Consider the following 24,198-nt stretch of genomic DNA (forward strand, 5'->3'; position numbering starts at 1 on the left):
GACAATGATGACCATTCTCGACAAGGTTCTTGGACGCGAGCGCGTCCTCGTAAAGGAAAACGAACGTGCCCTCACCCTCTATAAGGGACACCTCAAGGCTGTCCTGCTGCCGGGTGAGCACTTGCTCGCCAACCGGAACCAGAGCCTTGAGGTGTCCCGGCACGATCTGAAGAACCCGGAATTCGTTTCGGCGTACGAGAAGGCGTTGTTCGACAAGCTCCCGGACGTGGCCGCGCGTCATTTCACCGTCGTCCGCACCGGGCGCACGGAGGTCGCAATCATCGAGCGTGACGGCAACCTCCATTCCGTGCTGGCGCCGGACCGCAAGCTGGTGCTGTGGACCGATGCCGGACCGTGGAAGGTGACGATGATCGAAACGTCGGCCGATCTTGCCATCGATCCGGCGGTCATGCGCCGGCTCGGCCAGGCCCGGAAGGCTGAGTTGATGTCCGTCCATCCGGTTCTGGATGGTCAGGCCGGATTGCTGTTCGTCGACGGTGTCCTTGTGCGGACGCTTGCCGCTGGCGTGCACGGCTTCTGGAACGTCGGACGGATGGTGCAGATCAAGGTCGTCGACCTCAAGCGCCAGTCGCTCGACGTCGCCGGGCAGGAAGTGCTGACCAGGGATCGCGTCACGATCCGCGTCAACATCGCCGCCGAATACCGGGTCGTCGATCCGGTCAAGGCGGTGAGCGCGGTGAAGGACTTCTCCGAGGCCCTCTACCGTGCCCTGCAATACGCCTTCCGCAAGACGTTGGGCGCGCTCACCCTCGACCAGATCCTTGAAAAGAAGGTGACGGTCGACGAAGAGGCGGCGGCCAAGGTCCGGGCCGACATGGCCGAGATCGGGGTCGAGGTCAGCGATATCGCGCTCAAGGATGTCATCTTGCCGGGCGAGATGCGCGAGATCCTCAACCAGGTGGTTTCGGCCGAAAAGCAGGCCGAGGCCAATGTCATCCGCCGCCGCGAGGAGACGAACGCCACGCGTTCTCTGCTCAACACGGCCAGGGTGATGGCGGAGAACCCGGTGATGCTGCGGCTGAAGGAGCTCGAGGCTCTGGAAACCATCGCCGGCAAGGTCGAGCGGCTGACCGTCCACAACGGAACGGGCGGGCTGTTGAACGACCTAGTCAAGCTCCGCGACGGCTGAGCTTACGCTGCGTCAATGGAAGGGCCGCCGGGTCACCCGGGGGCCCTTCTTGCATTTCCTGGGCGCCCTGCCCATCTGCGCCCGGCTTATCAGGCCTTTTCCTGCCGGAAAAAACCGATTAGACAGCGCCCAAACGAATGCGGACAGATTCCACCCGCAAAGAAGGAAAAGCCCCTTGTCCACCACGAACTCCACCACGTTCGACAAAGTCGCGAAGATCATTGCCGACACCAGCGAGATCGATATCGACACCATCACGCCCGAGAGCCATACCATTGACGATCTCGGTATCGACAGCCTCGACTTCCTCGACATCGTCTTCGCCATCGACAAGGAATTCGGCATCAAGGTGCCGTTGGAAAAGTGGACCCAGGAAGTCAATGACGGTAAGGCTTCGACCGATGATTACTTCGTCATGAGGAACCTATGCGCCAAGATCGACGCGCTGGTTGCCGCCAAGACCGCCTGAGGTCATCAGGACGCGTGACTTGACGCGCTCCGTCGCCTGACCCACAAAGCCGCCCATGAGCAGCCCCCACGACGTCGTCATCACTGGTATCGGCCTTGTTTCCTCGCTGGGGGAAGGTCCCGACGCCCATTGGCAGAAGCTGGCGCAACCCGGCCGGGAGCCGGTGCTCGAAGCCGCGCGCTTTGCACCCTACACCGTCCATCCGCTGCCCGAGATCGACTGGAACCTTCAGATCGCCAAGCGCGGCGACCAGCGCCAGATGGAGACATGGCAGAGGCTCGGCACCTATGCCGCCGGACTTGCGCTGGACGATGCCGGCATCAAGGGCAATGACGAACTCTGCACGACCATGGACATGGTTGTGGCGGCCGGCGGCGGCGAGCGCGACGAAGCGGTCGACGCCGACATTCTCGCCGCTTCGGAAAACCGCAACGACCGCGACGTGCTGCTCAACGAGAAGCTGACCACCGAGCTGCGCCCAACGTTGTTCCTGGCGCAGCTGTCCAATCTGCTGGCCGGCAACATCTCCATCGTCCACAAGGTGACGGGGTCCTCGCGCACCTTCATGGGCGAGGAAGGCGCTGGCGTCGCCGCCGTCGAGACCGCGGCCGCGCGTATCCGCTCCGGCCAGTCGACGCACATCCTGGTCGGCGGTGCCTTTCAGACCGAACATTCCGACATGCTGCTCGGCTATGAGCTTGCCGGTTATCTGCATCGCGGCCCGTGGAAGCCTGTCTGGCAAAGGCAGGGCGCCGAGGGCGGCGGCGTGGTGTCGGGTTCCGGCGGCGCCTTCCTGGTGCTTGAGCAGCGCGAACACGCGGCAAGCCGGGGGCGCAAGATTTACGCCGAGCTCGGACAAGTCGTGTCCGGCCGCGCCAGGCGGTCGCGCGGAGAACTCGATGCAGAGATCGCCGCTTTGCTCAAGCAGGCGTCGCCTAGCGGCAAGCTGCTCGCCATGTCGGGCGCGTCCGGCGCACATGCGGCGACCATTGCCGAGAAAGCGGCGCTCGACGCCAATCCGGCAATCGCCGCGCGCGGCTTCTCGACGCTGACCGGGCATATGAAGGAAGCACAGTTCCCATTCGCCGTGGCGCTGGCGGCATTGGCTGTCGACCGCAAGGCCGCCTACCCTGTTTTTGACGCTACGGCCGAAAAGCCATTCGAAGGCATTCCCTCGAGCGTCCTTGCAACGGCGATCGGCTATCACCAATTCGAGGGCATGGCGCTGGTCAACGCCGCCTGAGACGGCGTTTCGCGATCATGCCGCATAGATAAGAGGGGCTCCCCGATGGCCAAGTACAGAGATCACATGGGCAGGCCCGTTGTCGCCGTAACCGGCATCGGGGTGGTGACCTCGCTCGGCGTCGGCAAATCGGACAATTGGGCAGCGCTGACTTCGGGCAAGTCGGGCATCCACCCGATTACACGTTTCCCGGTCGATCACCTCAACACGCGTATCTCCGGCATGGTCGACTTTCTTGCATCGAGTTCGAAGGGCGCCAGCCCCCTGACCTACGAACTGGCCGAGACGGCCGCGCGCGAGGCCGTAGCCGAATCCGGCCTTGATTCGAGCGATTTCGGCGGTCCTCTCTTCCTTGCCTCGCCGCCGGTCGAACTCGACTGGCACGAGCGCTTCGCGCTCTACAATTCCGACAAGCAGAATTCCGGCGCCGAAAGGCTGCTGCGTGTGGCGCGCGGCCTGAAGGAACTCGATGTCTTCGAAACCACGCAGTTCGGCTCGATCGCCGACCGGCTCGCCGACCGGTTCGGCACGCGCGGCCTGCCGATCACGCTCTCGACGGCTTGCGCGTCCGGCGCCACCGCCATCCAGCTCGGCGTCGAGGCGATCCGCCGTGGCGAATGCGACCGGGCGCTCTCGATCGGCGCCGACGGCTCGGCGACCGCCGAGGCGTTGATCCGATTCTCGCTGCTGTCGGCTCTCTCCACCCACAACGACAATCCGGAAAAGGCTTCCAAGCCATTTTCCAAGGACCGTGACGGCTTCGTATTGGCGGAGGGGTCCGGCGCTCTGGTGCTGGAATCGCTGGAGGCGGCACTTGCTCGTGGCGCCGCCGTTCTCGGCATCCTCAGCGGTTGTGGCGAAAAGGCCGACGATTTCCACCGCACCCGCTCCAAGCCGGACGGTTCGCCGGCGATTGCCGCTGTCCGGGCGGCACTTGCCGACGCGGGCCTCGGCCAGGACGAGATCGACTATGTCAACGCCCATGGCACCTCGACGCCGGAAAACGACAAGATGGAGCACCTGTCGCTGTCGACGGTGTTTGGCGAGCGCATCGGCTCGATGCCCATCTCGTCCAACAAGTCGATGATCGGCCATACACTGTCGGCGGCGGGCGCGGTCGAAGCGGCGTTTTCGCTGATGACGATGCGCGAAAGCGTCATTCCCCCGACCATCAACTATGACAATCCCGACCCCGCGATCGTGCTCGACGTCGTGCCGAACAAGAAGCGCGATGCGCAGGTTCGCACCGTTCTGTCGAACTCCTTCGGCTTCGGCGGCCAGAACACTTGCCTTGTCATGGCACGGGAACCGGTCTAAGCGAGCCCTTTCCGCTTAACAGAACCGACAGGCTCCATGCGCGCACTGCAACTTATCGAGGACCGCCGTCTTGAGACGGTGGACCTTCCGTCCCCACCGCCGCCCGCACTCGGCGAAGTGACGCTGCGCATCAAGGCTGTGGCGCTGAACCATATCGACGTCTGGGGTTGGCGTGGCATGGCCTTCGCCAAGCGCAAGCTGCCGCTGGTCGTCGGCGCCGAGGCCTCCGGCGAGGTCGAGGCGGTCGGCCCCGGCGTTTCCAGCCTGCTTCCCGGACAATTGGTGTCGATCTACGGCGCTCGCACCTGCGGCCTCTGCCGCGCCTGCCGCGAAGGCCGCGACAATCTATGCGAACATGTTTCTGGCGTTCACGGCTTCCATCTCGACGGCTTCGCGCAGGAGAAGATCAACCTGCCGGCGCGCCTGCTGGTCCCCGCCCCGCCCGGCGTGACCGATATCGGGGCCGCGGTGGCGCCCGTTACTTTCGGCACCGTCGAGCACATGCTGTTCGACAATGCCAGGCTGCAGCCCGGCGAGACGATCCTCGTCCATGCCGGCGGATCGGGCATCGGCTCGGCGGCTATCCAGTTGGCCAAGCGGATGGGCTGCACGATCATCACCACGGTCGGTTCGAACGACAAGGTCGACAAGGCCAAGGCGCTCGGCGCCGACCATGTCATCAACTATCGTGACGATCGCTTCGAAGGCGTCGTGCGCAAGCTGACGAAGAAGAAAGGCGTCGACGTCGTGTTCGAACATGTCGGCGCCGACACCTTTGCCGGCTCGATGCTGTGCCTGAAGCGCGGTGGCCGCCTGGTGACCTGCGGCTCAACCTCGGGCGTGTCGACGCAGATCAACCTGATGCAGCTCTTCCAGCAGCAGTTGAAACTGCTCGGATCCTTCGGTTGCCGCATGGAGAACATGGCCAACGCCATGCAGAAGATGGCCGCGGGACAAGTCGCGCCGGTCATCGACACCGAGGTCGGCTTCGACGATATCGATGCCGCGTTGAAGCGCATGGAAGGCCGCGACGTCTTCGGCAAGATCATCCTGCGCGTCGCCTAGAGCCTCGATTTCCGTGCTCAAGAAGCTTCGCCGCGATCTGAAATTTCGCTATGGCAGACAACTGCGCCAGGTGAATTACTGGCTTGTCGCGCGCGCGGCGATGGTCATCATGTCGCTGCTGCGCCTGCTGCCGGTCGACAGCGCGCTGAATTTTGCCGACCGCACGGCTCGCCTCATCGGCCCAAGGGTCGGACGCCACCAGGTCGCCATCGACAATCTGCGCAAGGCCTATCCGGAAAAGAGCGACGGCGAAATCCAGGCCATCGCCTCCGACATGTGGGGCAACATGGCCCGCCTTGCCGCCGAATACATCTTCCTCGACGCCCTGTTCGACTATGACCCCGCGGCCGGCAAGTTGGGTCGGATCGAGGTCAAGGGAACAGAGCATTTCGTCGAGATCGCGGCCGAGAAGCAGCCGCACATCGTCTTCACCGGCCATCTCGGCAATTTCGAGCTGCTGCCGGTGGCGGCCGCGACCTTTGGCATGAACATCACGGCGCTGTTTCGCCCGCCCAACAACCCCTACCTTGCCGACTACATCCTTTCGACAAGGCGATCGACCATGGGAGGCTTGCTGCCTTCGATGGCCGGTGCATCGTTCGCGCTCGCGGGGGTCTTGGAGAATGGCGGCAATATCGGCGTTCTCGTCGACCAGAAATTCTCCAACGGCCTGGACACCACCTTCTTCGGCCGTCCCTGCCAGAGCAACCGCGTACTCGGCACCCTTGCCCGCCACTATGACTGCGATGTCTACCCGGCGCGTTGCGTCAGGTTACCGGGGAACCGCTTCCGGCTCGAGATCGAGGACAAGCTGGTCCTGCCGCGCACCGCCGACGGGAGCGTCGACGTCCATGCCACCACCCAGATGCTGAACGACGTCGTCGAGCGCTGGGTGCGCGAGGATCCCGGCCAGTGGATGTGGTTCCACAAAAGGTGGGAGATCAGCAACTGGCGGCGCAAGAAGCGCGCCAAGCCGGTTCCCGTCTCAAATACCTGAGCAAAGGCGGCGGCGAGAAACGCGAGTCTCTATACCGGACCACCAAGCCAATATCAGCGAACCGCCAATCGCCTAATTGGTGACGACAATGCGCGTATTGCCGAATCCGACTTCCCGCACCATCGCATAGAAGGTCGCGGCGTTGGCCGTATGCAGCCGTACGCATCCGTGCGACGCCGGACGTCCAAGCTGCCGCACCGCACCCGTGCCATGAATTGCGTAGCCACCATGGAAGAATACGGAATATGGCATCGGCGACATGTGGTATTTTTTCGAATACCACATCCGTGCGGTCCGCTGCGGCCGGTAGGTGCCGCGCGGCGTGAAATAACCTGGACGCGCCGTGGACACCGTCCACCGGTAAACCTCCAGGCCATATCTCACTGTCATAGTCTGCGATGACACATCGATCTTTGCTTCAAGCATCGCCGCCTGGCTCGCCACAGATGTGCCAAACAACGCGGTTGCCAGCACCGCGGACACAAGTAAAAACTTCTTCATGCGATCAAACCCCTTTTTGCCCCTTGCCTGCCCGCCATCACGTTCTTTTTCACCTTCTTAATGGCGGCGAACGGATAACACACATTCCTTGACCAATTCGCCAATCCAAAGCAGCGAATTTGAACGATTTCCCGCGATAGTTGCCGCAAGGACACGCTGCACGGTCTGATCGACGGGCTTGCAAAACGGTGGCGATCGCTGCTCAACTCGCGGCATGAACGAGCGACTCCTCGAGGCAATCGATAGCAGGCGCGACGAGTTGGTGGGGCTGACCGCCGACCTGATCCGCTTTCCGACCATCAATCCACCGGGCGAAGCCTACCGACCATGCGCCGAATACATCGGCGCGCGGCTAAGGAAGCGCGGCTTCGAGACCGAGTTCATCCGCGCCGAAGGCACGCCCGGCGACACCGATCGCTATCCGCGCATCAATGTCGTTGCCCGTTTCGACGGCCGGTCACCCGGCGCCTGCGTCCACTTCAATTCGCATATCGACGTGGTCGAGGCTGGCGAAGGCTGGACCGTGGATCCCTTTGCCGGCGTCATCAGGGACGGCAAGGTCTATGGGCGCGGCGCCTGCGACATGAAGGGCGGCCTCGCCGCCTCCATCATCGCTGTCGAAGCCTTCATGGAGGTCTTCCCCGACTTTCCCGGCGCCATCGAGATTTCGGGCACGGTCGATGAGGAGTCCGGCGGCTTCGGCGGCGTCGCCCATCTGGCCGGGCTCGGCTATTTCTCGAAACCCAGGGTCGACCATGTCATCATTCCTGAACCATTGAACAAGGACCGCATCTGCCTTGGCCATCGCGGCGTCTGGTGGGCTGAGATCGAGACCAAGGGCGAGATCGCGCACGGCTCGATGCCGTTTCTCGGCGACAATGCGGTGCGCCACATGGGCGCCGTCCTGCGAGCCTTCGAGGACGAGTTGTTTCCGGCGCTCGACCGCAAGACGACGCGCATGCCGGTGGTGCCGGAAGGCGCCAGGCGCTCGACCATGAACATCAATTCCATCCATGGCGGCCAGACCGAGGATTTCCGGCCCGGCCTGCCCTCGCCCAACGTGCCCGATTCCTGCCGGCTGACCATCGACCGCCGCTTCCTGCTCGAGGAGGATCTGGCCACGGTCAAAAGCGAAGTGACCGGCATTCTCGAACGGCTGAAGCGCGAGCGCAAAAAATTCGACTACGAAATCCGCGACCTGATGGAAGTGCTGCCGCTGATGACCGAGCGCGACGCACCCGTGGTCAAGGCGGTGGCGCAAGGCATTCATGCGATCTTCGACCGCGAGCCCGACTACGTCATTTCGCCAGGCACCTACGACCAGAAGCATATCGCCCGTATCGGCCATATCTACGACTGCATCGCCTATGGCCCGGGCATTCTCGACCTTGCCCACCGGCCGGACGAATGGGTCGGCATATCGGACATGGTGGAATCGGCCAAGGTGATGGCGATCGGGCTCAACGTGCTGCTGCGTGGTACAGTCGCTGGATAATGTCCGCACGGCCAAGCTTGGACCGATCGGCGAGGCCGCCGGGAGAAAGACATTCCCGGCCCTGCCGCCGCGCAGCACGAAACGCAATTTACTCCCGCGCGAAATCACGCTTCTATCCCTTAGGTTTGAGCGCATGTTTGAGCTGATAGGGAGAGTCGCGCGATGAAATTGTGGAAAACCATTCTGGCCGCCGCGGCCGTGCTGATGCTGGCCGCAGGCACTCAGGCGTTCGCGGCGCGGACCGACCTGGTCATCGGCATTCCGCTCGAACCGCCGCATCTCGATCCGACCGCGGGTGCGGCGGCCGCGATCGACGAGGTGCTTTACGCCAATGTCTTCGAAGGGCTGACGCGCATCGGCCCGAAGGGTGAGGTGCTGCCGGATCTGGCCGAAAGCTGGACCATTTCCGATGACGGCAAGGTCTATACCTTCAAGCTGCACACCGGCGTCAAATTCCACGACGGCGCCGATTTCAGCGCCGACGACGTGAAATTCTCGCTCGACCGGGCCCGCGCCGACAATTCGGTCAATGCGCAGAAGGGCCTGTTCGCGGCCATCGACAAGGTCGAGATCATCGATCCCGCAACGGTCAAGGTCACGCTGAAGAACCCGCAAGGGTCCTTCCTCTACAATATGGGCTGGGGCGACGCGGTGATGGTGTCGCCGAAATCCGCCGAAACCAACAAGGAGAAACCGATCGGCACCGGCCCGTTCAAGTTCCAGAACTGGGCCAAGGGATCATCGATCACCCTGGTAAAAGCAGACCATTACTGGGGCGCTCCGGTTTTCCTCGACAAGGTCGAGTTCCGCATCGTCCCGGATGCCGCGGCCTATGTGCCGGCGCTGCTGTCCGGCGACATCCAGGCCTTCCCCTTTTTCGATCCCGACAGCCTGGCACAGGTCAAGGACGACCCGCGGTTCAAGGTGGTGATCGGCTCGACCGAGGGCGAGACCATCCTGGCGATCAACAACAAGAAGCCGCCTTTCGACAAGCTGCAGGTCAGGCAGGCGATCTCCTACGCGCTCGACCGCAAGGCGATCATCGACGGCGCCTCGGCCGGCCTCGGCCTGCCGATCGGCTCGCACATGTCGCCAGCCAACAAGGACTATGTCGACCTCACCGGCCTCTATCCGCACAATGTCGACAAGGCCAAGGAGTTGCTGAAGGAAGCCGGGCTGGAGAACGGCTTCAAGGCGACGCTGAAACTGCCGCCGCCCAGCTATGCACGGCTGGGTGGCGAGATCATCGCCTCGGAACTTCGCGATGTCGGCATCAACCTCGAGATCATCCCGGTCGAATGGGCGGAGTGGCTGGACCAGGTGTTCACCAAGAAGGACTACGACCTGACCATCGTCTCCCACACCGAACCCAACGACATCGATATCTATTCGCGCAAGGACTACTACTTCAACTACGACAACCCGACCTTCGACAAGATAATCGCCGACCTCAACCTCACCTCCGACGAAACCAAGCGCAAGGAACTGCTTGGCGAGGCACAGAAGATCTTGGCCGACGACGCCGTGGTCGGCTTCCTCTACGAATTGCCCAAGGTTGGCGTTTGGGACGCCAAATTGCAGGGCCTGTGGGAGAACGCGCCGATCCAGGCCAATGATCTCACCAAGGTGAAATGGAGCGAGTGAGGCTTGTGGTGCGGCAGCGGTTGCGCGGGACTTCCCTTCTTCCCTTGTGGGAGAAGGTGGATTGGCGCAAAGCGCCAAGACGGATGAAGGGTGCTGGAACAAACTCAACCTGCAATTCGTCCAGCACCCCTCATCCGACCTCGCTTCGCGAGGCCACCTTCTCCCACAAGGTGAGAAGGAAGAACGCCATGCTGCCGCCTCCTCGCCTCCCATGACTGCCTACCTCCTCAAGCGCCTCGCCATCGCCCTTGCCACGCTGATCCTCGCCTCGATGGTGGTGTTCGCCGTGCTGGAAGTCCTCCCCGGCGACCCTGCGCGGCTGATGCTGGGCATGAACGCCAGCGCCGACCAGGTGGAACTCTTGCGCAACCAGATGGGCCTCAACGCGCCGCTGGCTTGGCGTTACCTGCACTGGGCCGGCGGCCTGCTCAGCCTCGATTTCGGCCGCTCCTATACCTATTCGGTGCCGGTCATCGATCTCGTGCGTGAACGGCTCGCCGTCTCGCTGCCGCTGGCGCTGATCGCGCTGGCGCTCTCCACCATCCTCGCCATTCCGGTCGGCCTGTTTTCCGCCAGCCGGCGCGGACGGGCCGGCGACACGATTTCGATGGGCGTGGCGCAGCTTGGCGTCGCCGTGCCCAATTTCTGGTTCGCGCTGATGCTGATCTATGTCTTCGCCGTCTGGCTGCGCCTGGTCCCGGCCGGTGGTTTTCCCGGTTGGAGTGCCGGTGCCTGGCCAGCGCTGAAATCGCTGCTTCTGCCGGCGGTGGCGCTTGCCTTGCCGCAAGCGGCGATCCTCGCACGCGTCACCCGCTCGGCGCTGATCGAGGTGCTGAACGAGGACTATATCCGCACCGCCCGCGCCAAGGGCTTGCCCTATCGCGCCGTGCTGTGGCGGCACGCGCTGCGCAACGCCATGATCCCGGTGCTGACCATCCTTGGCCTGCAATTCGCCTTCCTGCTCGCCGGCACCATCATCATCGAGAATGTCTTCTATTTGCCCGGGCTCGGCCGGTTGGTGTTCCAGGCTATCACCCAGCGCGACCTGATCGTCGTCGAAAGCGTCGTTATGCTGCTGGTCGCAGCCGTCATCGCCGTCAACCTCGTCGTCGACCTTTCCTACGCGGTGGTCGATCCCCGCCTGAGGACCCGGCAATGACGCTGCGCATCGACATCCCCGACGAGACGTTCCGCGGCATCCTGGCCAAGGCGTTTGGGAATATCGCATTCGTCGCCGGCTTCGTCATCACCGTGCTGATCCTTGCCATGGCCATCGTCTCCTATGTCTGGACGCCTTACGATGTGACGAAGCTGGTCATAGCGGACAAGACGCAAGGCCCCTCGCTGGCCCATTGGTTCGGCACCGACCATTTCGGCCGCGACATCCTGTCGATGATCATGGTCGGCGCCCGCAACTCGATTGCCGTGGCGCTGGTCGCCGTCGGCATCGGCATGGGGATCGGCGTGCCGCTCGGCGCCTTCGCGGCGGCGCGCGGCGGCCTCGTCGACGAGGCGCTGATGCGCGTCAACGACCTCGTCTTCGCCTTCCCCGCGCTGCTGTCGGCGATCATGATCACCGCCATTTTCGGGCCGGGCGCCGTCAACGCCATCATCGCCATCGGCATCTTCAACATTCCGGTCTTTGCCCGCGTTGCCCGCGCCGGCGCGCTTGCCATCTGGCCGCGCGAATTCATCCTTGCCGCACGCGCCGCCGGCAAGAGCAGCACGCAGATATCGATCGAACATGTGCTGCCCAACATCGCCACGTTGCTGCTGGTGCAGGGCACAATCCAGTTCGCGCTGGGCATCCTGGCCGAAGCCGGGCTTTCCTATCTCGGCCTCGGCGCGCAGCCGCCTATGCCGAGCTGGGGCCGCATGCTGTTCGACGCGCAGACGCGCATGGTGGTGGCGCCGTGGATGGCGATCTTCCCCGGCATGGCGATCGTCGTCACCGTGCTCGGCCTGAACCTCCTGGGCGACGGCATCGCCGACATTCTCGACCCGAAATCGCGGCGGCAGCGATGAGCCTGCTCGAACTCGACAATTTGTCGCTGGCCATCGGCGACACACAGATCCTGAAAGATATGGAGCTCTCCGTCGCGCCGGGCGAAGTCATGGGGCTGGTCGGCGAATCCGGCTCCGGCAAATCGATGACCGCGCTGACGGTGATGCGGCTCCTGCCCCATGCCGCACGCGCCACCGGGCGCGTCACATTCGACGGCGTCGACATCCTGAGGGCAACCGAGGACCAGATGTGCGCCCTGCGCGGCGACGACATCGGCATGGTGTTCCAGGAACCGATGACAGCGCTCAATCCGGTCAAGACGATCGGCGAACAGGTGGCCGAAGGCATACGCTGGCACGTTAGGGCGAGCCGCGCCGAGGCCGAGGAGCGGGCGCGAAAAATGCTCGACCGCGTCGGCCTGCCCGAAGTGAAATTCCCGCTGTCGCGCTATCCGCACGAACTGTCCGGCGGCCAGCGCCAGCGCGTCGTCATCGCCATCGCCTGCGCGCTGAAGCCGAAGCTGCTGATCGCCGATGAGCCGACGACGGCGCTCGACGTGGTGCTGCAGGCGCAGATCCTCGACCTCCTGCGCGACCTCGTGGCGGAGAACCGCATGGGCCTGCTGCTGATCTCGCATGATCTGGCTGTCGTGACCGAGATGGCGGACCGCATCACCATCCTGCGCCATGGCGAGGTGATGGAAGCAGGCGACACCGCGCGCACGCTCTCCGGTCAGCTCCACCCCTATACGCGCCAACTGGCGCAGGCTTCGATGCATGTTCCGGCGCGCGCCAGGCCTCACAGTGTCGGGACGGACAAACCTTTGCTCCAGGTCGAAGGCGTCACCCGCGATTACCCCGGCCGCCGCATCTCGCTGTTCAGGCGCGCGCCTGCTATCCGCGCGGTCGACGACGTCTCCCTGTCGATGGCGCCGGGCCAGTCGGTGGCGCTGGTCGGCCGCTCCGGCTGCGGTAAGTCGACCCTTGCCCGCATGATCCTGGCACTGGACAGACCGGGTTCAGGCACGATCCGGTTTCGCGGCGAAGCCATCACCGGCAAGAGCGAAGCCGAGCTGAAGCCGGCCAGGCGCGACATGCAGGTCGTTTTCCAGGACCCCTACGGCTCCTTCGATCCACGCCAGAAGGTCGAGAGGCTGGTCGCCGAGCCGTTGCATGTCCTGGCGAAAAAACCGACGCGCGCCGAGCGCCGGGAGATGGTGGCGCATGCGCTCCACGAGGTCGGCCTCGACCAACGCGACATGGACAAATACCCGCACGAGTTTTCGGGCGGCCAGCGCCAGCGCCTGTCGATCGCCCGCGCCATCATCACCCGCCCGAAACTGGTGGTCGCCGACGAGCCGGTCTCGGCGCTCGATGTCTCGATCCGCGCCCAGATCCTCGACCTGTTCGCCGATCTCAACCAGAAGCTTGGCATCGCCTATCTCTTCATCACCCATGACCTTACCGTCGCCCGCGCCATCACGGATGAAGTGCTGGTCATGCATGACGGCAAGATCGTTGAGCGCGGCAAGACCAACGAAGTGCTGGACCACCCGCAATCCGAGGCCGCCAGGGCGCTGGTCACCGCCGCCCCGGATTTGCATCGCGCGATCGCTCGTCGGCTGCAGGAACAGGGGTGAGCAGCCGGTTCGCGAAGCGAATCCATCGTGCCGGTGGCACGATGGAAGGCCGCGAACGCCGGGGAGCTGCCGCAGGCAGTAGGCCCCCCGGCCGGGACATCCGCCCCTACTCGTCCGGCTTCACGACATCAACCGGGCTGATGTCGAGCAAATCGAGCGTGCGGCGCAACAGGCGCACCTCGGTTTCGGCCAGCTGCGAATCCGCCTTGGCGATCTCGGCCATGTGCTGCGCCAATTGCTTGCGCCGCTCGATGTCGAGGTCGCGGAACAGCGCGATCGCCTGCGAGCCGTTGGTCTCGTAGCCGAATTCGTTGAGATATTCGATGACGCTGTCGATGCTGGTTTCCGGAATGCCGAAGGCATCCTTGCAGATGCGCCGGAAGGCAACCATCTCGCTCTCGCTGACCGTGCCGTCGGCCAGGATCATGCGGAACAGCATCAGCAGCTCCGCCGACAGGACGGGATCGTCCGCGACCTTGCGCACGCCAGGGTCGCCGTCGAAGATCGAGCGTATCTGGTCCAGCAACGCGAATGCCATGAACGGCCCCTTTCCGATTCCCTTCAAATAGAATTAGCGCGGAATCGGCCTTGCGCAAACGGGGTGGTCGTGGTCGAACGCGCGCTATCTCAGCCGACCGGACATCTCGACCCATCAGATGATCGACCTCACCGCCCAGTCCATCGCCATGCTCGCCTTCGCGGCTTTCGCCGCGGGTTTTGTCGATTCGATTGCCGGCGGCGGCGGACTGATCACCATTCCGGCGCTGCTACTGGCCGGTTTCTCGCCGGTCGAGGCGCTTGGAACCAACAAACTGCAAGGCATGTTCGGCTCCGGGTCGGCGACGATCCACTATGCCTCGAAAGGCCATGTCGATCTGCGCCGGCAATTGCCATCGGCGCTGCTGGCACTTGCCGGCGGTGCCATCGGCGCATTGCTGGCCACGATCGTGCCCGGCGACCTGCTGCGCGCGGCCCTGCCGCTGGTGCTGATTGCCATCGCACTATATTTCGCCCTCAAGCCCAACATGAACGATGTCGACCGCGCCGAGCGCCTGTCGCCCTTCCTGTTCGGCGTGACCCTGGTGCCGGCCATCGGCTTCTATGACGGCGTGTTCGGGCCGGGCGCCGGTTCCTTCTACATGCTGGCCTTCGTGACGCTCGCCGGCTACGGCGTGCTCAAGGCGACCGCGCACACCAAGCTGCTCAACTTCGCCTCCAACATTGGCGGCTTCATCGTCTTTGCCGCCGTCGGCGTCATCTCTTGGAAGATCGGCCTGATGATGGGCGTTGCCCAGTTCCTCGGCGCCCGGCTTGGTGCCAGCCTTGCCATGCGCATTGGCGCCAAACTGATCAAGCCGCTGCTGGTCATCGTCTGCGTGGCTCTGGCGGTGAAGCTGCTGGCGGATCCGGCCAACCCGCTGCGCGTCATGATTGGTGTGTGATCACGCGCCTGTTACAATGACATTGTTCGAATCATGTTGGAGGGACCAGACATGAATCTCAGCGCGCCTACCCAGATTGTCTTCATCATCTCCCTTGTTATCGCCATCATCGGTCTTCTCGCCGGGTTTGGCGTCCTTGCGTTCATTCCGCTCGCATCGGTGTGGATCATGCTCGTCGCCTACATCGTGCTCGCCGCCGGCTGCCTGATGCGCGGCGCGTAAATACCAGAAATCCTGGATAACGTGGAGCGCCCGGTCAAAAGCCGGGCGCTTTTGATGTTGGGCGGTGGTCTGCTAGATTCTTCACTGCGGAGGAAAGCGATGCCGGTGGAGATGCAACACCGCAAGGAACGCGACCAGTCCATTGCCGGTCGCTTCGAGATGCTGCGGCGCGTCCCCGGCGCTGAACTCGCCGGTGTCGTCACTGACATCTGCGGTTACCGCGAAACTGCTCCCGGCCATTTTCGCAATGTCGAGTATGCATCGCTGACGGTGCCGTTGGTGATCAGCTTCGCCGAACCGTTCGCCATCGGCCTCGGCAGGGCGCCTGATGACAATGACCGCTTCGCCAGTTTCGCCGCCGGCCTTTTCGCCGGGCCGGTGATGATCGAATCCTTCGGCGGAGCCTGCTGCGTTCAGGTCAATTTCACCCCCCTTGGCGCACGCCGCTTCTTCCGCCTGCCGATGAGCGAATTGACTGACAGCATGGTCGTCCTCGATGACTTACTTGGCGCGGAAGGCGCGGCGTTGCGCGAACGGCTCGGCAACGCGCCTGACTGGACGGCACGTTTCGATATTGCCGAAGCCTTCGTCGCCGCCCGCCTTGAGAGCACCACCGAGACGCCGCTCGAAATCGCCTGGGCCTATGACCGTATCATCGCGTCCGGCGGCCGGACCCGGATTGCATCGCTTGCCGAACGGCTGGGCTGGAGCCGCAAACACCTCGCCGACAAATTCTTCGACGCGACCGGCGTCGGCCCCAAGACGCTATCGCGTATCGTCCGTTTCAACCGGGCGCTCCGCCTGTCGAAGCAGCCGACCGCCGACTGGGCCGATGTCGCAGCCGATTGCGGCTATGCCGACCAGGCGCATCTGGTGCGCGAGTTCCGCGTTCTTGCCGGCGAGACGCCGACGGCACTTTCGGCCAGGTAACATTTCTTCAAGACGCTGGAACGGTCTTCGAACAGTGTGAGGAATAGACCAATCCAGATGAAGGAGGTTCCCGTGCCCGCAACCACTGAAGCCCCCCGCCTCTACCCTGCCCTGCGTTACAAAAACGCGGCGAAAATGATCGACTGGCTCTGTGAAGCCTTCGGCTTCAGCGTTCGCGCCCGCTATGGCGAAGGCGATGTCGTGCACCATGCCGAACTGGTCTTCGGCTCTTCGATGATCATGTTGGGCACGGTGCGCGACGACGACTACGGCAAGATGGTCGGCGAACCCGGTTCAGGCGGCGGCAAGTCGATCTATATCGCCGTCGACGATGCCGACGCCGCCTACGCCAAAGCCAGAAGGGGCGGCGCGACGATCATCCAGGAACTGACGAACCGCGATTATGGCAGCCGCGAATTCATCTGCCGTGATCCCGAAGGCAATGTCTGGTCGTTCGGCACCTACTGGCCGAAGGCAGGTGAAAAGGCTTGAATCAGCATGCTTGTGTCCGCCAAGTCGCGGCATGGATCCTCGGGTCTGCGCCGCGTCGCTGCGCTCCTTGCTCCGCCCGTGGATGACGAAGTGTCGGGCGTTTCAGCTGATCGCCTATGTTACGGGCTTACCGAGCAAGCCCAAAAATCGCGTCACAGTCGAGATGGCCCTCCAGCTCGGCCGCGACCTCGTCCAGCGCCCGCTCGACCTCGGCCCGGTAATCGATGCCCCCGCCTTTGATGCCGAGGCTTTCGAGGAATTTTCCCCGAAAGGCATCGGCGCCGAACAGACCGTGCATATAGGTGCCGATCACCTTGCCGTCGGCGGAGATCGCACCATCCTCGACGCCGTTGATGATCGCCGACGGTCGCCTGGTGTCCGGGCCGGTGGTGCGGCCGAGATGAATCTCGTAGCCCTCGAGCGGCAGGTCGAACGGCACCGAGCGGGCGCTGACATTGCGCACCGTCTTCTCCGGCTCCATCACCGTTTCGATATCGAGCAAACCCAGCCCTTCGGCCTCGGTCACGCTGCCTTCGATGCCATCGGGATCGCGCACCATGCGGCCGAGCATCTGGAAGCCGCCGCAAATGCCGACGACATGGCCGCCGCGCTTGCGGTGCGCCGCTAAGTCCCGGTCCCAGGCATTCTCGCGAAACTTCAAGAGGTCGCCGATCGTCGACTTGGACCCGGGAATGACCACCAGCCCGGCATCGGCCGGCAGCTTCTTTCCCGGCGGCACGAACACCACCTCGACCTGCGGTTCGGCCTTGAGCGGGTCGAGATCGTCGAAATTGGCGATGCGGCCAAGCATCGGCACCGCCACTTTCAGCGCGCGCGTCTCGCCGGACGCCAGCCGCTCCAGCACCACCGAATCCTCCGAGGGCAGCCGGGCCGCCGACTTCAGCCACGGCACGACGCCAAAACAGCGCCATCCCGTGAATTTCTCGATCGCCTTCAGGCCATCGTCGAACAGCGAAACATCGCCCCGGAACTTGTTGATGAGGTAGCCGACGATCATGCGCCGGTCCTCTTCCGGCAGGATCAGGTGCGTGCCGGCGACCGAGGCGATGACACCGCCGCGGTCGATGTCGCCGACCAGCACCACCGGCACGTCGGCGCGCGTGGCAAAACCCATATTGGCGATGTCGCGGCTGCGAAGGTTAATCTCGGCCGGCGAGCCGGCGCCCTCGACGATGACGAGATCGGCGCCCTCGCCGACCTTGCCCCAGGAATCGAGCACAGCATCCATCAATCGGCCCTTCAGCGCCTGATAGTCGCGCGCCCGCGCTTCGCCGAACACCTTGCCTTGGACGATGACCTGGGCGCCGACATCGGTCTGCGGCTTGAGCAGCACCGGGTTCATATGGACCGACGGCGCAACCCCGCAAGCGATCGCCTGCAGCCATTGCGCGCGGCCGATCTCGCCGCCGCCATGGTTGTCGTCACCGGGAATATCGGCAACGGCGGCGTTGTTCGACATGTTCTGCGGCTTGAACGGCCGCACCTTCAGGCCGCGATTCCTGGCGGCGCGGCACAGCCCGGCGACCAGCACCGTCTTGCCGACATCCGAACCCGTGCCTTGCAGCATGATTGCCCTAGTCATCAGCTCCGGCCCTGCGTCGCGGTTCCGGTGATCGTGGATTTCTGCGCCAGCGGCCCGCCGCGCCAGATATAAAGCGCCAGCAACGGTTCCTTGCCCGTGCGCATGGCATGGTTGACATTGGAAGCGTGGTGGACGACCTCGCCGGCTTCACGCGTGCGAAAGCCGCCCTCGCCCATGCGCCATTCGGTGCCGCCGGTCAGCGGAATATAGATCTCCTCGGCAACGTGATGGTGGTCGGGATAGACGATCCCGGGCCCAAGGATCAGCAGGCCGGCCGCGACAACGTCATTGGCGAAATGGCCGCGCGTGCCGAAGATTTCCAGCCAGCCGTAATTGTCGATGAAATCTTTTCCGAAATCCGCTTCGCTGTAAGTCTGCCCCCAATGGAGGTCGTTGCGCTGCCGTGCCAGCAATTGCACCAGCGGTTTCGCGGCCGGCGGCGCCAGCTCAGTCGCGCGATCCAGATGGCGCAGGCAGCCAAGCGCATGCGGCTCCAGATCGCGGGCCGGCATGTCCCAGCCGATGCGCGCCACGGCCTCACGCACCACGGCGTCGTCGACGGAAGCAAGATAGGCGTGGAACTGTCCCTGCAGCTCATCGAATTTTGTCGTCACATCTCGCTCCGGGCATGCATTGGTGCACAGCCGCTCCGCGGAAGGTCGGGTTGCGCGGCGGCATCATTGGTCTAGATTGGTGCGCGCGCAAAGCCAAAAAAGACAGGCCAGCAGGTCAGACATCAGGGAGCACGCCATGGACGCCGCGGTCGATGCGAGCACCAGCCAGTTCGAACTCAACGAGGAACAGCGCGCCATTCAGGAGATGGCGCGGGCCTTCGCCGCCGATCGCGTTGCGCCGAACGCGCTCGACTGGGATCGCCGGAAACACTTCCCCGCCGACGTGATCCGTGAAACCGGACCGCTCGGGCTCGGCGGCATCTATATCAGGGACGACGTCGGCGGTTCCGCGCTCGGCCGGCTCGATGCGGTGCTGATCTTCGAGGCGCTTTCGAACGCCGATCCGGCCTTTTCGTCTTTCATCTCGATCCACAACATGGTGGCCTCGATGATCGACCGTTTCGGCGATGAAGAACAGCGCCAGCGCTTCCTGCCGAAGCTCACCTCCATGGAATGGCTGGCGAGCTACTGCCTGACCGAGCCGGGCTCCGGCTCCGATGCCGCCGCATTGAAGACGCGCGCGGTGAAGAGCGGCGGCGACTACGTTCTCAACGGCGCCAAGCAGTTCATCTCCGGCGCTGGCGACAGCGATGTCTACGCCGTCATGGTGCGCACCGGCGCCGACGGCCCGAAAGGCATCTCCACCATTGTCGTGCCCAAGGATGCGCCCGGCCTGTCCTTCGGGGCCAACGAGCACAAGATGGGCTGGCACATGCAGTCGACCCGCCAGGTCATCTTCGAGGACTGCAAGGTGCCGGCGGAGAACCTACTGTCGGGCGAAGGCGCCGGTTTCGGCATCGCCATGGCCGGGCTCGACGGCGGCCGGCTGAACATCGCCGCCTGTTCGCTGGGCGGCGCGCAGTCGGCGCTCGACAAGGCCCTGTCTTATACGGCCGAACGCAAGGCCTTCGGCTCGAAGATCAACCAGTTCCAGGCGCTGCAGTTCAGGCTGGCCGACATGGAGACAGAGTTGCAGGCCGCGCGCATCTTCCTTTATGCGGCGGCCTCGAAGCTCGATCGCAAGGCGCCGGACGCCGGCAAATGGTCGGCGATGGCCAAGCGCTTCGTCACCGACACCGGCTTCAACGTCGCCAACGATGCGCTGCAATTGCTCGGCGGCTACGGCTATCTGCATGATTACGGCATCGAGAAGCTGGTGCGCGATCTGCGCGTCCACCAGATTCTCGAAGGCACCAACGAGATTATGCGCGTCATCATCGCGCGCGCACTGATAGGACGGTAAAGGCAGTAGGCAGTAGGCAGATGACCGGCACGATCAATTCGTACAAGGATCTTATCGTATGGCAGCAGGCGATGGATCTGGCCGTCGCGACATACGCCTTGACTAAAGCATGGCCTAAAGAGGAATTGTATGGCCTGACCAGCCAAATCCGCCGCTCTGCAACCTCTATTCCTGCAAACATTGCAGAAGGCTATGGCCGGGACAATCGAGGCTCATATCAGCAATTTCTCAGGATCGCCCAAGGCTCCCTGAAGGAGTTGGAGACCCACCTCCAGATCGCCGAGCGCATCGGTCTTGCCACGCAAGATCAAGCTGACCGCATGCTGTTAGCAAGCGAGGGCATCGGAAAAATGCTTCGCCAACTCATCAGCAAACTTGCGCCGGAATAGATTGCCTACTGCCTACTGCCTACTGCCTACTGCCTACTTACCCAATCACGGAGCGCCACTATGACCACCATCGCCTTCATCGGCCTCGGCAATATGGGCAACCCAATGGCGGCAAACCTGGTCAAGGCAGGACATGCCGTGCATGGCTTCGACCTGATCCCGGAGAACCTCACCGTCGCGCGCGAACACGGTGTCGTGGTCATGGCCAACGCGACCGCCGCGACAAAGGACGCCGACGTGGTGATCACCATGCTGCCCGCCGGCAAGCATGTTTTGTCGGTCTATGAGGACATCGCCCCCAAGGCGAAGAAAAAAGCCTTGTTCATCGATTCCTCGACCATCGACGTGGAATCGGCGCGCAAGGCGCATGCGATTGCCGCGAAGCATGGCCTGCTCTCAATCGATGCGCCGGTTTCGGGGGGCACCGGTGGTGCCACGGCCGGCACATTGACCTTCATGGCCGGCGGTTCCGACGATGCCTTTGCCGCCGCCGAGCCGATCCTGAAGCCGATGGCCGGCCGCATCGTCCATTGCGGTGGCAACGGCGCCGGCCAGGCAGCCAAGATTTGCAACAACATGATCCTCGGCATTTCGATGATCGGCGTCGCCGAGGCTTTCGTGCTTGCGGAGAAACTCGGCCTGTCGCATCAGGCGCTGTTCGACGTTGCCTCGACCTCGTCGGGCCAGTGCTGGTCGCTGACCACCTATTGCCCGGTGCCCGGCCCGGTGCCCACTTCGCCCGCCAACAAGGATTACAAGCCGGGATTTGCGGCGGCTCTTATGCTGAAAGACCTGAAATTGTCCCAGGAAGCAGCGCTTGGCGCGGGCGCGGTGACGCCGCTCGGCGCCGAAGCGGCGCAGCTCTATGCCTTGTTCAACGCCCAGGGCCATGGCGGCGCCGATTTCTCCGGTATAATTAATTTTCTACGCGGCAATTCAGCGTAAGCAGCGGATTCGATGGATTTTTTTCGGATCCTTCCAGAGAGAGCACCGTAAATTTAGATTTGCTTAAGTTCTCGATAACTCCGCGGTAACGATGTCCCTATAAAACGGATTGCGAGGCGGACATATCGCATCCGCCCGGCGCTCCGGATCAGGTCTCGCGTACCGGAGCCCGTAAGTTTCGCAAGTGTCTTCGTAGCGAAACGCCATGCGTATCTGGCAAAGCCGCGTTCCCGATGGGGCGCGGTTTTTGCATTTCCGGTCCCTTTGTTACCGACGATCCGTCTATATTCCGATCGCCGCACCCGGGATCGGCACGTGATCTTCATTGGTCAGCACGATCGGTGCATCGACGCCGTCCACGCGGACCACGAGCAGGCGGGGGCTCCATATGCCCGCATTGCGAACCAGATGAGAAAACACGGTGCCTTTGCCCTTGGCGCCGTGGACGGGAATGCTGAATTGGGCGTCGCCCGCGCCATTCGCATTGACGTTGAGGTGGCCTCCGACCCAGAAATTGTTGGTCACATCGTCGCCGATGGTGGCCTTCACCCGGGTGTCGGCGCGGACGGCGTCCATGGTCATGCGGAAGGCGTCGCTGCCTTTGAGCACGAAAGGGATGCTGCCGACCATTGTCGCACAGCCGCCGATGCTGACCACCCAGACGGCAAGGCCGGCAATCGCCCAGTTGCGCTGCGTCTTGCGGAATTGCTCGGCGTCGCGCCAGGCACGGTTCCGCCAGGCCCAGCGGCTCCCGCGCGCGCCGAGCACGATGATCATGATGAGGTTGACGACGGGGATCAGCGCCAGCAGCGCGATGAAGGTGCTGTTGCCAATGCCCCAAATCCAGTTGAGGAAGAAGGCGCCCCAGTTCCAGCGATCGAGTTCGGCTGGAATTTCAGCCGGCTGGTTGAGCGGTTGTCCGGCCATGTTGTTCCCCATCGGTGCGTATGCCGATTGGTTCTAGCGCATGACTTCGTCGATGCGCAAAGAAGTTCCGCGGCGTCCGCTTCAAGCCTTTGTCAAAGCCGGCGAAAATTCGCCTTCACCGCGCGGCTGGCCGGTTCGCCGAAGGCGAAATTCGTTCCCGGCCACGACGCATACTTCCAGGAATTGGGCGTTTCTACGAAGAAACGCCCAATCGAGATTTGCTCTTACCGCCTGCGCAGGTCCGCCTGCGCCAGGTCGAGCGCCTTGCCGATGCGCTGGCAGGCCATGTCGATGGTGTCGCGGGTCCAGATCAGCGGCGGCGACAGGATCATCGTGTCGCCGGTGGCGCGCAGCATCATGCCGTTGGCGATCGCATGATCGCGCACCGTCACGGCGGCACTCCCCGACGGCAGGAAGCGCTCCTTCGTCGCCTTGTCCTTGACGATCTCGATGGCACCCATCAGGCCGATCGACCGCACCTCGCCGACCAGATCATGCCCGGCAATACGCTCCTGCAAAGCCCTGGCGAAATAAGGGCCGGTGTCGTTCCTGACGCGGTGGACCAGGCCTTCCTGTTCGATGATCTCGAGGTTCTTCAGTGCCACGGCGCAGGCCACGGGATGCCCCGAATAGGTGTAGCCATGGTTGAACTCGCCGCCCTTCTCGACCAGCGTCGAGGCAATGCGGTCGCCAACCAGCAGCGCCGACAGAGGCTGATAGCCCGATGTCAGCGCCTTGGCCGTGGTGATGGTGTCCGCTTCGATGCCGAAGGTCTGGGCTGCGAACCATTCGCCGGTACGGCCATAGCCGGTGATGACCTCGTCCAGCATCAAAAGCACATCGTATTTGCGGCAGATGCGCTGCACTTCGGGCCAGTAGCTCGCCGGCGGGATCTTGACGCCGCCCGCGCCCATCACCGGCTCGCCAATGAAAGCCGCGACCTTGTCGGCGCCAGCCTCGAGGATGGCGTCCTCGACGGACTTTGCCGCGCGCAGGCCGAAATCATGGTCGCTTTCGCCAGGAAGCGCCAGCTCATAGGCATAGGGCATCATCACATGGACGATGTTGGGCACCGCGCCGTTGAGCTGCTTGTGCATGGCATCCATGCCGCCAAGCGAAGTGCCGGCGATGGTCGAGCCGTGATAGGCCATCTTGCGCGAGATGACGCGGTTCTTCTCCGGCTTGCCTTCCAGCACCCAATAGTGGCGCACAAGGCGCAACGCGGTGTCGTTGGCCTCCGAACCGGACGAGCCATAGAACACCTGGTTGACGTTGCGTGGCGCGATCTCGGCCAGCTTCTTCGACAACAGCACCGGCGTCGGCGTCGAACATTTGAAGAAGGAATTGTAGTAAGGCAGTTCCTTCATCTGGGCATAGGCGGCCTCGGCCAGTTCGTCACGGCCGTAGCCGATATTGACGCACCACAGGCCGGCCATGCCGTCCAGCAGTTCCGTCCCTTCGGAATCGTAGATGAACGGACCCTTGGCGTGGGTGATGACGCGCGCGCCTGCCTCACGCAGCTCCTTGTGGTCGGTGAAGGGATGGAGATGATGCGCGGCGTCGATCTGCTGAAGCTGCTTCAGCGAGTAGTTCTGATAGGTCATGTCTGATCTTTCCTCTGAAATCATTCCGGCGGTGCCGGGGCGAATTCGTCAGAGGACGGCAGGTGGCGAATAGCCGATGCGGGCGCACAGCCGCAAAAGCTCGGCGCGCAGCGTGCGTGACGACGGTGTCACCGCGACGCGGAATGCGCGAGCTGATAATCTAGCGAGAGCCATGAAGGGCACCTTAGAGCAAAGGATGGTC

Annotated in this window: 25 protein-coding genes; 18 read left to right on the plus strand and 7 right to left on the minus strand. The window is 63.3% G+C overall.

The window, feature by feature from the left end; translation table 11 throughout:
• Nucleotides 1-7: 7 nt before the first annotated feature.
• The 6 genes from LB543_RS17140 to LB543_RS17165 all read left to right on the plus strand — a co-directional run bounded on the left by LB543_RS17140 (nt 8) and on the right by LB543_RS17165 (nt 6,241).
• Nucleotides 8-1,150, plus strand: coding sequence for a slipin family protein (locus tag LB543_RS17140; protein ID WP_224614926.1), 1,143 nt, complete (start codon nt 8-10; stop codon nt 1,148-1,150).
• Nucleotides 1,151-1,325: 175 nt separating this feature from the next.
• Nucleotides 1,326-1,619, plus strand: coding sequence for an acyl carrier protein (locus LB543_RS17145; RefSeq protein ID WP_140813160.1), 294 nt, complete (start codon nt 1,326-1,328; stop codon nt 1,617-1,619).
• Nucleotides 1,620-1,674: 55 nt separating this feature from the next.
• Complete coding sequence (locus LB543_RS17150; RefSeq protein WP_224614875.1) at nt 1,675-2,862, plus strand: beta-ketoacyl-ACP synthase; 1,188 nt, start codon at nt 1,675-1,677, stop codon at nt 2,860-2,862.
• A gap of 45 nt (nt 2,863-2,907) precedes the next feature.
• The gene (locus tag LB543_RS17155; RefSeq protein WP_224614876.1) at nt 2,908-4,179 is read left to right on the plus strand and encodes a beta-ketoacyl-ACP synthase; all 1,272 of its coding nucleotides are present in this window, start codon (nt 2,908-2,910) and stop codon (nt 4,177-4,179) included.
• 36 nt (nt 4,180-4,215) lie between these two features.
• Complete coding sequence (locus LB543_RS17160) at nt 4,216-5,244, plus strand: zinc-binding dehydrogenase (protein WP_224614877.1); 1,029 nt, start codon at nt 4,216-4,218, stop codon at nt 5,242-5,244.
• A 13-nt stretch (nt 5,245-5,257) separates the two neighbouring features.
• Nucleotides 5,258-6,241, plus strand: a complete 984-nt coding sequence (locus tag LB543_RS17165; RefSeq protein ID WP_224614878.1) for a lipid A biosynthesis lauroyl acyltransferase — start codon at nt 5,258-5,260, stop codon at nt 6,239-6,241.
• A gap of 72 nt (nt 6,242-6,313) precedes the next feature.
• Here the strand turns inward: LB543_RS17165 and LB543_RS17170 are convergent, their stop codons facing one another.
• A complete protein-coding gene (locus tag LB543_RS17170; RefSeq protein ID WP_224614879.1) occupies nt 6,314-6,742 on the minus strand; it encodes a L,D-transpeptidase in 429 nt (142 codons plus the stop codon).
• 214 nt (nt 6,743-6,956) lie between these two features.
• Between LB543_RS17170 and LB543_RS17175 the strand changes: the two genes are divergently transcribed.
• The 5 genes from LB543_RS17175 (at nt 6,957) to LB543_RS17195 (ending at nt 13,525) form a co-directional block, all read left to right on the plus strand.
• Nucleotides 6,957-8,237, plus strand: a complete 1,281-nt coding sequence (locus LB543_RS17175; RefSeq protein ID WP_224614880.1) for an acetylornithine deacetylase/succinyl-diaminopimelate desuccinylase family protein — start codon at nt 6,957-6,959, stop codon at nt 8,235-8,237.
• 162 nt (nt 8,238-8,399) lie between these two features.
• Entirely contained in the window at nt 8,400-9,881 is a 1,482-nt protein-coding gene (locus LB543_RS17180) for an ABC transporter substrate-binding protein (RefSeq protein ID WP_224614881.1), read from the plus strand.
• 211 nt (nt 9,882-10,092) lie between these two features.
• A complete protein-coding gene (locus tag LB543_RS17185; protein ID WP_140813187.1) occupies nt 10,093-11,040 on the plus strand; it encodes an ABC transporter permease in 948 nt (315 codons plus the stop codon).
• Entirely contained in the window at nt 11,037-11,906 is an 870-nt protein-coding gene (locus tag LB543_RS17190) for an ABC transporter permease (RefSeq protein ID WP_140758278.1), read from the plus strand. The genes LB543_RS17185 and LB543_RS17190 overlap by 4 nt, the downstream gene beginning before the upstream one ends.
• Nucleotides 11,903-13,525: an ABC transporter ATP-binding protein gene (locus LB543_RS17195; protein WP_224614882.1), complete on the plus strand. Its 1,623-nt coding sequence runs from the start codon at nt 11,903-11,905 to the stop codon at nt 13,523-13,525. The genes LB543_RS17190 and LB543_RS17195 overlap by 4 nt, the downstream gene beginning before the upstream one ends.
• A gap of 106 nt (nt 13,526-13,631) precedes the next feature.
• Here LB543_RS17195 and LB543_RS17200 read toward each other — a convergent pair whose 3' ends face one another.
• Complete coding sequence (locus LB543_RS17200; RefSeq protein WP_140758276.1) at nt 13,632-14,063, minus strand: TerB family tellurite resistance protein; 432 nt, start codon at nt 14,061-14,063, stop codon at nt 13,632-13,634.
• Between the two features lie 118 nt (nt 14,064-14,181).
• Here LB543_RS17200 and LB543_RS17205 point away from each other — a divergent pair, with 118 nt between their 5' ends.
• The 4 genes from LB543_RS17205 (at nt 14,182) to LB543_RS17220 (ending at nt 16,611) form a co-directional block, all read left to right on the plus strand.
• The gene (locus tag LB543_RS17205; protein ID WP_140758275.1) at nt 14,182-14,967 is read left to right on the plus strand and encodes a TSUP family transporter; all 786 of its coding nucleotides are present in this window, start codon (nt 14,182-14,184) and stop codon (nt 14,965-14,967) included.
• A gap of 51 nt (nt 14,968-15,018) precedes the next feature.
• The gene (locus LB543_RS17210) at nt 15,019-15,189 is read left to right on the plus strand and encodes a hypothetical protein (RefSeq protein WP_140758274.1); all 171 of its coding nucleotides are present in this window, start codon (nt 15,019-15,021) and stop codon (nt 15,187-15,189) included.
• 99 nt (nt 15,190-15,288) lie between these two features.
• A complete protein-coding gene (locus tag LB543_RS17215; protein WP_224614883.1) occupies nt 15,289-16,119 on the plus strand; it encodes a helix-turn-helix domain-containing protein in 831 nt (276 codons plus the stop codon).
• Between the two features lie 72 nt (nt 16,120-16,191).
• Nucleotides 16,192-16,611 (plus strand): VOC family protein, encoded by a 420-nt coding sequence (locus LB543_RS17220; RefSeq protein ID WP_140758272.1) that lies wholly within the window; start codon nt 16,192-16,194, stop codon nt 16,609-16,611.
• A 127-nt stretch (nt 16,612-16,738) separates the two neighbouring features.
• Here LB543_RS17220 and LB543_RS17225 read toward each other — a convergent pair whose 3' ends face one another.
• Both LB543_RS17225 and LB543_RS17230 read right to left on the minus strand, forming a co-directional pair.
• A complete protein-coding gene (locus LB543_RS17225; RefSeq protein ID WP_224614884.1) occupies nt 16,739-18,214 on the minus strand; it encodes a cobyric acid synthase in 1,476 nt (491 codons plus the stop codon).
• On the minus strand, nt 18,214-18,828 hold the full coding sequence (locus LB543_RS17230) for a dimethylsulfonioproprionate lyase family protein (protein WP_224614885.1): 615 nt from the start codon (nt 18,826-18,828) through the stop codon (nt 18,214-18,216). The genes LB543_RS17225 and LB543_RS17230 overlap by 1 nt, the downstream gene beginning before the upstream one ends.
• A gap of 136 nt (nt 18,829-18,964) precedes the next feature.
• Here LB543_RS17230 and LB543_RS17235 point away from each other — a divergent pair, with 136 nt between their 5' ends.
• Genes LB543_RS17235 through mmsB form a run of 3 tightly spaced genes read left to right on the plus strand, consistent with a single transcriptional unit; the run spans nt 18,965 to nt 21,465 of the window.
• Nucleotides 18,965-20,131 (plus strand): isobutyryl-CoA dehydrogenase, encoded by a 1,167-nt coding sequence (locus tag LB543_RS17235; RefSeq protein WP_224614886.1) that lies wholly within the window; start codon nt 18,965-18,967, stop codon nt 20,129-20,131.
• A gap of 20 nt (nt 20,132-20,151) precedes the next feature.
• Nucleotides 20,152-20,520, plus strand: a complete 369-nt coding sequence (locus LB543_RS17240) for a four helix bundle protein (RefSeq protein ID WP_224614887.1) — start codon at nt 20,152-20,154, stop codon at nt 20,518-20,520.
• A gap of 60 nt (nt 20,521-20,580) precedes the next feature.
• Complete coding sequence (gene mmsB, locus LB543_RS17245) at nt 20,581-21,465, plus strand: 3-hydroxyisobutyrate dehydrogenase (protein WP_224614888.1); 885 nt, start codon at nt 20,581-20,583, stop codon at nt 21,463-21,465.
• A 282-nt stretch (nt 21,466-21,747) separates the two neighbouring features.
• Here the strand turns inward: mmsB and LB543_RS17250 are convergent, their stop codons facing one another.
• The 3 genes from LB543_RS17250 to LB543_RS17260 all read right to left on the minus strand — a co-directional run bounded on the left by LB543_RS17250 (nt 21,748) and on the right by LB543_RS17260 (nt 24,170).
• A complete protein-coding gene (locus LB543_RS17250) occupies nt 21,748-22,392 on the minus strand; it encodes a cytochrome c oxidase assembly factor Coa1 family protein (protein ID WP_224614889.1) in 645 nt (214 codons plus the stop codon).
• Nucleotides 22,393-22,616: 224 nt separating this feature from the next.
• On the minus strand, nt 22,617-23,996 hold the full coding sequence (locus LB543_RS17255; protein WP_224614890.1) for an aspartate aminotransferase family protein: 1,380 nt from the start codon (nt 23,994-23,996) through the stop codon (nt 22,617-22,619).
• A 48-nt stretch (nt 23,997-24,044) separates the two neighbouring features.
• The gene (locus LB543_RS17260; RefSeq protein ID WP_081850491.1) at nt 24,045-24,170 is read right to left on the minus strand and encodes a capsid protein; all 126 of its coding nucleotides are present in this window, start codon (nt 24,168-24,170) and stop codon (nt 24,045-24,047) included.
• Between the last annotated feature and the right edge of the window lie 28 nt (nt 24,171-24,198).

The sequence above is a fragment of the Mesorhizobium sp. ESP7-2 genome (assembly GCF_020164715.1).
GTDB lineage: Bacteria > Pseudomonadota > Alphaproteobacteria > Rhizobiales > Rhizobiaceae > Mesorhizobium.

Coding starts and splice junctions, on each gene's coding strand:
- LB543_RS17250 (WP_224614889.1), bottom strand. CDS start 22,392: ATGGCCGGACAACCGCTCAACCAGCCGGCTGAAATTCCAGCCGAACTC.
- LB543_RS17255 (WP_224614890.1), bottom strand. CDS start 23,996: ATGACCTATCAGAACTACTCGCTGAAGCAGCTTCAGCAGATCGACGCC.
- LB543_RS17185 (WP_140813187.1), top strand. CDS start 10,093: ATGACTGCCTACCTCCTCAAGCGCCTCGCCATCGCCCTTGCCACGCTG.
- LB543_RS17235 (WP_224614886.1), top strand. CDS start 18,965: ATGGACGCCGCGGTCGATGCGAGCACCAGCCAGTTCGAACTCAACGAG.
- LB543_RS17175 (WP_224614880.1), top strand. CDS start 6,957: ATGAACGAGCGACTCCTCGAGGCAATCGATAGCAGGCGCGACGAGTTG.
- LB543_RS17160 (WP_224614877.1), top strand. CDS start 4,216: ATGCGCGCACTGCAACTTATCGAGGACCGCCGTCTTGAGACGGTGGAC.
- LB543_RS17210 (WP_140758274.1), top strand. CDS start 15,019: ATGAATCTCAGCGCGCCTACCCAGATTGTCTTCATCATCTCCCTTGTT.
- LB543_RS17150 (WP_224614875.1), top strand. CDS start 1,675: ATGAGCAGCCCCCACGACGTCGTCATCACTGGTATCGGCCTTGTTTCC.
- LB543_RS17180 (WP_224614881.1), top strand. CDS start 8,400: ATGAAATTGTGGAAAACCATTCTGGCCGCCGCGGCCGTGCTGATGCTG.
- LB543_RS17260 (WP_081850491.1), bottom strand. CDS start 24,170: ATGGCTCTCGCTAGATTATCAGCTCGCGCATTCCGCGTCGCGGTGACA.
- LB543_RS17225 (WP_224614884.1), bottom strand. CDS start 18,214: ATGACTAGGGCAATCATGCTGCAAGGCACGGGTTCGGATGTCGGCAAG.
- LB543_RS17155 (WP_224614876.1), top strand. CDS start 2,908: ATGGCCAAGTACAGAGATCACATGGGCAGGCCCGTTGTCGCCGTAACC.
- LB543_RS17190 (WP_140758278.1), top strand. CDS start 11,037: ATGACGCTGCGCATCGACATCCCCGACGAGACGTTCCGCGGCATCCTG.
- LB543_RS17215 (WP_224614883.1), top strand. CDS start 15,289: ATGCCGGTGGAGATGCAACACCGCAAGGAACGCGACCAGTCCATTGCC.
- LB543_RS17195 (WP_224614882.1), top strand. CDS start 11,903: ATGAGCCTGCTCGAACTCGACAATTTGTCGCTGGCCATCGGCGACACA.
- LB543_RS17200 (WP_140758276.1), bottom strand. CDS start 14,063: ATGGCATTCGCGTTGCTGGACCAGATACGCTCGATCTTCGACGGCGAC.
- LB543_RS17205 (WP_140758275.1), top strand. CDS start 14,182: ATGATCGACCTCACCGCCCAGTCCATCGCCATGCTCGCCTTCGCGGCT.
- mmsB (WP_224614888.1), top strand. CDS start 20,581: ATGACCACCATCGCCTTCATCGGCCTCGGCAATATGGGCAACCCAATG.
- LB543_RS17140 (WP_224614926.1), top strand. CDS start 8: ATGACCATTCTCGACAAGGTTCTTGGACGCGAGCGCGTCCTCGTAAAG.
- LB543_RS17240 (WP_224614887.1), top strand. CDS start 20,152: ATGACCGGCACGATCAATTCGTACAAGGATCTTATCGTATGGCAGCAG.
- LB543_RS17170 (WP_224614879.1), bottom strand. CDS start 6,742: ATGAAGAAGTTTTTACTTGTGTCCGCGGTGCTGGCAACCGCGTTGTTT.